Consider the following 6,591-nt stretch of genomic DNA (forward strand, 5'->3'; position numbering starts at 1 on the left):
CGGGCGGTCGCCTCAAGTTCGGCGTCTACCCCGACGATGAGGCGGTCTTCCGCTGGTTCCGCGAGGGCGCGCCCGGCCGCGTGCGGTGCATCGAGGCCGAAGTCATGGACCTGTCGGACGACATCGCATACTCGGTGCACGACTTCGAGGACGCCATCGTCAACGGCTACCTCGATCCGCGCCGTCTCGTCGCCCCGAACGAGCACGAGGCCCTGATCGACGCGATCCAGGCGTGGGTCGGCTTCGACCTCACCCGCGATGCGCTCTCCGACGCGCTCTACCGGCTCACCCGGCTCCCCGAGTGGGTGCCCACGTTCGACGGATCCCGCCGCGACCTGGCCGGTCTCAAGAACCTCACGTCCGATCTCATCGGGCGCTTCGCGCGGGCGGCGACGGCGGCGACGCGCGACGCGTACCCCGCTGCATCCCTCACGCGCTATCGGGCGCGGGTCATGGTGCCCGCGGTCGTCGAGGCCGAGATCGCGGTGCTCAAAGGAATCATCGGTGCGACGGTGGTCTCGATCGATGGCCGCAAGGAGCTCTACAAGGAACAGCGGCGAGTGCTGAAGCGCCTCGCGTCGGCTCTGTGGGAGCGTCCCGACCAGCTCGAGCCGGTCTATCGAGGCGACTTCACCTCCGCGACGGATGACGCGGCTCGCCGCCGCGTCGTCGTCGACCAGGTCGCGGGACTCACGGATCAGCTCGCGATCGCCTGGCATGAGCGTCTCGTCGCACCGCTCGATCCCACCTCACTCGGCGTGTGGGTGCCGCCGGTGCGGCCCGCGCCAGCAGGACTCGCCTGATGCCCGGCCGCATCGTGCAGACCGACGTCGACGAGGTCAAGTCGCGCACGAACATCGCCGACATCGTGGGGGAGCGGGTCGCGCTCAAGCCCGCGGGAGTGGGCTCGCTCAAGGGGCTCTGCCCGTTCCACGACGAGCGGAGTCCGAGCTTCCACGTGCGGCCGCAGCACGGGTTCTACCACTGCTTCGGATGCGGCGCCTCGGGCGACGTCTACACGTTCCTGCGGGAGATGGACCACCTCTCGTTCACCGAGTCGGTCGAGCGCCTCGCGGGTCGGCTCGGCTACGCGCTGCACTACGAGGACGGGGGCCCCGCGGTGGAGACCTCCGGGCGCACCCGGCTCTACGCGGCGGGCGCCGCGGCCGCGATGTACTTCCGCGAGCAGCTGCAGAGCGCCGAGGCCGAGACCGCGCACGCCTTCCTCGGCGGCCGCGGGTTCGATGCGGGAGCCGCCGCGCACTTCGGTGTCGGGTACGCGCCGAAGGGGTGGGGCAACCTGCAGCAGGCGCTGCGCGCCAAGGGCTTCAGCGACGAGGAGCTTCTCACAGCCGGTCTGCTCTCGCAGGGGCAGCGGGGCGTCTACGACCGGTTCCGCGGGCGCGTGGTGTGGCCCATCCGCGATGTCACCGGCCAGGTCGTCGGCTTCGGGGCCCGCAAGCTCTACGACGACGACCAGGGGCCGAAGTACCTCAACACCCCTGAGACCCCGATCTACCGCAAGTCGCAGGTGCTGTACGGCCTCGACCTCGCGAAGAAGGACATCTCGCGGTCGCGCCAGGTCGTCGTGGTGGAGGGCTACACCGACGTCATGGCCTGCCACCTCGCCGGCATCACCACGGCGGTCGCGACCTGCGGCACCGCGTTCGGCTCGGAGCACATCACGGCCCTGCGTCGCGTGATGGGCGACGACTCGGCACACGGCGAGGTCGTCTTTACCTTCGACCCGGACGACGCAGGGGTCGGCGCCGCCATGCGCGCGTTCGCCGACGAGAAGCGTTTCGCCGCGCAGACCTACGTCGCCGTCGCTCCGCCCGGTCTCGACCCGTGCGACCTGCGCCTCGCCCGCGGCGACGGCGCCGTGCGCGCGATCATCGAGTCGAAGGTGCCGATGTTCGAGTTCGCGATCGACCAGCGCATCCGCGGCTTCGACCTCGGCACCGTCGAAGGGCGGGCGGGGGCTCTGCGCGCCGGGGCGCCGATCGTCGCCGGCATCCGTGACCCCTCGCTGCAGCCGGGCTACGTGAAGGTGCTCGCCCGACGCCTCGGCCTCGAGCTCGGCGAGGTGTCCGGTGCGGTGCGGCGCGCGTCGCGGTCGGTCGGTGCGCAGCGCGAGCAGGAGGACATCCCGCACTCGGCCGAGACCCCCAGCGAGCTGAGGATCACCCTCCAGACACTGCCGACCACAGCGGATGCCGCGCTCGAGCGTGATGCGCTGATGGGATTCCTGCAGTACGGGCACCTGATCGACGGCGAGCTCGTACGGCGCGCCCTCGACACCACATTCACCGTTCCGGGCCTCGACGCGGTGCGCGGCGTCGTCGCGGCGATGCCGGACTACTCGCACCCCGGATGGGCCGCCGCCGCGGTGCAGGCGGTGCGTGAGCCGTACCGTTCCCTCGCCGCCGAGCTGCTCACGGGAACGTTCCCCGCACGCGATGCTCTGCACGCCCAGTTGTCAGCCCAGGACCTCGCCAGGCGACTGAGCCTGCGCACCCTCGATCGCACGAAGAGCGAGCTGCTCGGTGCCATGCAGCGGGTGCAGGCCGACTCCGAGGAGGGGCGTGCCGTGAGGCTGCGCCTGCGCGATCTGGATGTCGAGCGGCAGCGTCTCCTCGACGCCGGCTGACCCCGTCCCGGTTCGCGTCGCAGCCTCATCCTTTGCTACGATCTCAGGGTTGTCCTGATTCGGGATGACTCTTCCTCGGTAGCTCAATTGGCAGAGCAATCGGCTGTTAACCGATAGGTTCTTGGTTCGAGTCCAAGCCGGGGAGCCACGAGAAGATCCCGCCGCGTCGGTCGACGCAGGCGGGATTTCTCGTCTCGAGGTTCAGGCCTCGATGAGGTCGATCCCGGGCGTCCACGACTGACCGGGACGACCCCAGCCGCGCTTCTTCGCGATCTTCTGCACGGTCTTCCAGTCGCTGTCATCCAGCCGGTCGACGTACAGCACCCCGTCGAGGTGGTCGAACTCGTGCTGCAGGATGCGCGCACGCCATCCGGACACCTCGATGCGCACCTCGGCGCCCTCCAGGTCCGTGCCGATCAGCAAGGCGCGCTCGGCGCGGCGCAGCGGGAACCGTTCGCTGGGGAAGGACAGGCAGCCCTCGGACTCCTCGTCAGGGTCCGGCTGGCCGGGTTCGGCCGGGGAGATCCACAGCACCGGGTTGATGACCACCCCGCGCCACGGAGCGCCGTCGTCGTCCTGGTAGGTGTACGTGAAGATCCGCAGCCCGACACCCACCTGCGGTGCCGCAAGCCCCACGCCGGGCGCGGCATCCATCGTCTCGAACATGTCCGCCACCAGTGTGCGGATCTCGTCCGTGATCTCGTCGACGGGGGCGGCGGGGGAGTGGAGCACGGGGTCACCCATGATGCGAATCGGCAGAACGGTCACGTCTTCGAGCCTATCGAGCCGGTCTCGGGATAGTGTCGAACGGTGATGACGGTGCCGCTTTCCATCGACGACGTCACGAACAACCTCGTCGGGGTGTTCCGCGACCCCGCGATCCTCCTCGGTATCCCGTTGGCGCTGCTCGGCGCGGTCTTCATGTCGTTCGGAGCGCAGTACCAGCACCGCGGCGTCGTGAAGGTCAACCACGCGCTCGGCGGCACGAGCACGGGGCTCAGCGGAGCACAGCTGCTGCGACTGCTCGGCCGCCCCTCCTGGGTGCTCGGCACCGTGATGCTGGGACTCGCGATCCTCTGCCAGCTCGGGGCCCTCGCGATCGCGCCGCTCATCATCGTCCAGCCGCTCGGCGCGGTGTCACTCGTGATCACGACACTGCTGAACGCCCGCATCTCCGGCCACCGACCCACCCTGAAATCAGTGAGATCGATCATCGCGTGCGTGGGAGGCATCCTCGTCTTCGTCACCATCGCCGCATTCGTCGCGACCGAGCAGCCCGTCGCCGACAGCGAGCTGCTCATCATCCTCGGACTGCTCGTGGTCGTGGTCGGGTCGCTCACGGCGATCTGGTTGATCTGGGTGCGTCGACGCGGTGGCCGCGCGCTCTTCTACATCGTCGCGTCAGGAATGATCTACGGCTTCGTCGCGACGCTCGCGAAGGTCGTGATCAAACGAGTGCAGGCGGGCGATTTCGAATGGCTCACCCTCACCTGTCTCGTCGCGCTCCTCGCCGCGGTCGCCCTCGGCGCCTACTTCGTTCAGACGGCATACTCCGCGGGACCCCCTGACCTCGTCATCGCCGGCCTCACCGTCATCGACCCGATGGTCGCCGTGCTCATCGGTCTCGTCGTCCTCCAGGAGGCAGCGACCGCCGGCATCGGGCCGATGATCGGGTTCGTCGTCGCCGGCGCGATCGCGGTGTACGGCGTCTTCTCGCTGGCCCGCAACCATCCGCAGGTCATCAGCGACAGCCAGGAGCTGCCCATCCCGCGCGGCGGCTCCCACTAGGCTCGCTGGTGCGGCGTGCCGCACGGGGCGGTGGCCAAGCTGGTCAAGGCAGCGGGCTCATAACCCGACGATCGTGGGTTCAAGTCCCACCCGCCCCACTCGAATCACAGTCTTGTCATTCCGGCACCGACCGGGTGATAATGACCCCATAACCGAAGAGCCACCGTTCCGGTCAGGTCGTAGGGGAAGACGCACCTGACGAATGGAGAACCGATGGCGACATCACAGACGCGCGGCGTGATCTACATCCACTCCGCGCCGAAGGCGTTGTGCCCGCACCTCGAGTGGGCCGCCGGTCGCGTGTTCGGCAAGGCGCTGAACTTCGAGTGGATCGCGCAGCCCGTGCTGCCGGGCGCTCGTCGCACCGAATTCGCGTGGGAGGGACCGGCCGGCACCGGCGCGGCTCTGGCGAGCGCGATACGCGGCTGGGAGCACCTGCGCTACGAGGTCACCGAGGATCCGGCTCGGGGCACGGACGGCGGGCGCTGGATGCACACACCGGACCTCGGCATTCACTTCGCGCCCACCGACGCTGCGGGCAACGTGGTCGTCCCCGAGGACCGGCTGCGTTACGCCCTCGAGGTGTCGCTGGGTGATGCGGCGGAGTTGCGACGTGAGCTGGATGTTGCTCTCGGAGCAGCGTGGGACGAGGAGCTCGAACCGTTCCGCCATGCGGGCGACGAGGTACCGGTCGTGTGGCTCCACAAGGTGGGCTGACCCAGACCCCGGGCAGACGACACGCCACTACCGAGCGCCGGTGAATCGTCCCGGCGGTGGGAACGCGGTCGATGCCCGACCATGACGAAGGCCCCCGGCAGTGTGCCGGGGGCCTTCGTGGTGTCGGTGGTCAGACGTTTCGGAACGCCACGACGGCGTTGTGACCGCCGAACCCGAAAGAGTTGCTGATGGCGAGCTGGTCGCCGGCGCCGAGAGCCTGGGTGCTGCCCGACAGTCGGAACGGCACCTCCGGGTCCTGCTCGGTGAGGTTGATCGTCGGCGGCGCGATGCGCTCCTGGATCGCGCGGATCGTGAACATGGCCTCGAGGGCTCCGGTGCCGCCCAGGAGGTGGCCGGTCGACGCCTTCGTGGCTGACACCGGGATCTCGTCGATACGGGCGCCGAACACCGCTCGCAGGGCCTGGTACTCGTTCGGGTCGCCGACAGGGGTGGATGTCGCGTGCGCATTGATGTGCGTGACCTCGTCGGGGCTCGCACCCGCCGCCGCCAGCGCCTGCTGCACGGCACGCGCCGCGCCGCGACCCTCGGGGTCATTGGCGGTGATGTGGTACGAGTCGGCGGTGACGCCGCCGCCGACGACGACCGCGTAGATCTTCGCTCCGCGAGCGAGAGCGTGGTCTTCACGCTCGAGCACGAGCGCCGCGGCCCCCTCGCCCATGACGAAGCCGTCGCGGTCGATGCTCGCCGGCCGGGACGCCGTGCCGGGCGAGTCGTTGCGACGCGAGAGCGCCTGCATCGACGCGAACGCGGCGAGTGTGATGGGGTGAACGGCCGATTCGGTGCCGCCGGCGATCACGATGTCGGCGAGGCCGTCCTGGATGTGCTCGACCGCGTTGACGATCGACTCGGTGCTCGACGCGCACGCGCTCGCGACGGTCCGGGCGAATGCGCGCGCGCCGAAGTGGAGCGACAGGTTGCCCGCTGCAGCGTTCGGCATGAGCATGGGCACCGTCATGGGCATGACCCGACGGGGACCCTTCTCACGCAGAGTGTCCCACGCATCGAGCAGCGTCCATACGCCGCCGATTCCGGTCGCGAAGTCGACACCGAGACGCTCGGGCTCGACGTCGGGTGCACCCGCGTCGGCCCAGGCCTCCTGGGCGGCGACGAGGGCGAACTGCGAGGCCGGATCGAGACGCTTGGCCACCGGGCGCTCGAGCACGGTGTCGGGACGCACGAGCGCCTCGGCCGCGAAGGTGACCGGCAGCTCGTAGCGGGCGACCCAGTCGTGCTCGAGCGAGCGGGCGCCGCTGGCGCCGTCGAGGAGCGCGTTCCAGCTGTCGGGAGCCGTGCCGCCGATGGGGGACGACGCGCCGATTCCGGTGACGACGATGCGAGGGGACGTCATATTGCTTCCTGTTCTTCCCGGTGGGGGCTCACGCCCCCACCGGACGGGACTCACGCCTGGTTCGAGG

5 protein-coding genes, 2 tRNA genes and 1 pseudogene are annotated in these 6,591 nt (G+C 69.6%); 6 read left to right on the top strand and 2 right to left on the bottom strand.

Annotated features, from left to right (window positions below):
* From ASG00_RS17890 to ASG00_RS09090, 3 genes and pseudogenes are all read left to right on the top strand, one after another.
* Positions 1-803 (top strand): annotated as a pseudogene (locus ASG00_RS17890) (deoxyguanosinetriphosphate triphosphohydrolase); the annotation flags it as partial.
* Positions 803-2,650 (top strand): DNA primase, encoded by a 1,848-nt coding sequence (gene dnaG / locus ASG00_RS09085; RefSeq protein ID WP_056209202.1) that lies wholly within the window; start codon positions 803-805, stop codon positions 2,648-2,650. The pseudogene ASG00_RS17890 and the gene dnaG, both read left to right, overlap by 1 nt.
* 72 nt (positions 2,651-2,722) lie before the next feature.
* Positions 2,723-2,798, top strand: a tRNA-Asn gene (locus ASG00_RS09090).
* 53 nt (positions 2,799-2,851) lie between these two features.
* Here ASG00_RS09090 and def read toward each other — a convergent pair.
* A complete protein-coding gene (gene def, locus ASG00_RS09095) occupies positions 2,852-3,418 on the bottom strand; it encodes a peptide deformylase (protein WP_048809264.1) in 567 nt (188 codons plus the stop codon).
* Positions 3,419-3,463: 45 nt separating this feature from the next.
* Between def and ASG00_RS09100 the strand changes: the two genes are divergently transcribed.
* From ASG00_RS09100 to ASG00_RS09110, 3 genes are all read left to right on the top strand, one after another.
* Complete coding sequence (locus ASG00_RS09100) at positions 3,464-4,438, top strand: DMT family transporter (protein WP_045246868.1); 975 nt, start codon at positions 3,464-3,466, stop codon at positions 4,436-4,438.
* Positions 4,439-4,462: 24 nt separating this feature from the next.
* Positions 4,463-4,536: transfer RNA gene (locus tag ASG00_RS09105), tRNA-Ile, on the top strand.
* A gap of 115 nt (positions 4,537-4,651) precedes the next feature.
* Positions 4,652-5,155: a DUF3145 domain-containing protein gene (locus tag ASG00_RS09110; protein ID WP_056208813.1), complete on the top strand. Its 504-nt coding sequence runs from the start codon at positions 4,652-4,654 to the stop codon at positions 5,153-5,155.
* A 130-nt stretch (positions 5,156-5,285) separates the two neighbouring features.
* Here ASG00_RS09110 and ASG00_RS09115 read toward each other — a convergent pair whose 3' ends face one another.
* Positions 5,286-6,524 carry a beta-ketoacyl-[acyl-carrier-protein] synthase family protein gene (locus ASG00_RS09115; protein WP_045246870.1) on the bottom strand — a complete coding sequence of 413 codons (1,239 nt, stop codon included), beginning with the start codon at positions 6,522-6,524 and terminating at the stop codon, positions 5,286-5,288.
* Between the last annotated feature and the right edge of the window lie 67 nt (positions 6,525-6,591).

It is taken from the genome of Microbacterium sp. Leaf351 (assembly GCF_001423825.1).
In the GTDB taxonomy this organism is placed as follows: Bacteria; Actinomycetota; Actinomycetes; order Actinomycetales; family Microbacteriaceae; genus Microbacterium; species Microbacterium ginsengisoli.

Coding starts and splice junctions, on each gene's coding strand:
- dnaG (WP_056209202.1), top strand. CDS start 803: ATGCCCGGCCGCATCGTGCAGACCGACGTCGACGAGGTCAAGTCGCGC.
- ASG00_RS09100 (WP_045246868.1), top strand. CDS start 3,464: ATGACGGTGCCGCTTTCCATCGACGACGTCACGAACAACCTCGTCGGG.
- ASG00_RS09110 (WP_056208813.1), top strand. CDS start 4,652: ATGGCGACATCACAGACGCGCGGCGTGATCTACATCCACTCCGCGCCG.
- ASG00_RS09115 (WP_045246870.1), bottom strand. CDS start 6,524: ATGACGTCCCCTCGCATCGTCGTCACCGGAATCGGCGCGTCGTCCCCC.